Here is a 576-nt window from a genome sequence, read left to right as displayed (position 1 = left end):
ACTAAAACTAAAAATGCATTAGAACAAGATACTAAAGCAGTAGAACAATCAGTTGATACAGCTAAAGAAATAGAAGGTGGTAATCTAACAGCAAGAATAACAGCAATTCCTGCTAATCCTCAATTAATAGAATTAAAAAATGTATTAAATGATATGCTTGATGTATTACAAGCAAAAGTTGGTTCTAATATGAATGAAATCAATAGAGTATTTGATAGCTATAAGGCATTAGACTTTACTACTGAAGTTAAAAATGCTAAAGGTGGAGTTGAAGTAACTACTAATGTATTAGGTCAAGAAATAGTAGCTATGCTAAGACAATCATCTGAATTTGCTTCTTTATTAGCAGATGAGAGTGGTAAATTACAAAGTGCTGTTAAAGACTTAACAGATTCTTCATCTTCTCAAGCTTCTTCTTTAGAAGAAACAGCAGCAGCATTAGAAGAGATTACTTCTTCTATGCAAAATGTATCTCATAAAACTAGTGAAGTTATTGCTCAAAGTGAAGAGATTAAAAATGTTACTTCTATAATAGGTGATATTGCTGATCAAATTAACCTACTTGCATTAAATGCT

Annotated in this window: 1 pseudogene; it reads left to right on the top strand. The window is 30.2% G+C overall.

Going from position 1 to position 576, the window contains the following annotated elements:
* Positions 1-576: pseudogene (locus tag L8W40_RS08020) on the top strand (methyl-accepting chemotaxis protein); the annotation flags it as partial.

The sequence above is a fragment of the Campylobacter sp. IFREMER_LSEM_CL1846 genome, assembly GCF_025772105.1.
Classification (GTDB): domain Bacteria; phylum Campylobacterota; class Campylobacteria; order Campylobacterales; family Campylobacteraceae; genus Campylobacter_D; species Campylobacter_D lari_D.
The sequence above is the reverse complement of the archived record's forward strand: the minus strand, read 5'-3'. Positions and strand labels throughout refer to the sequence as shown.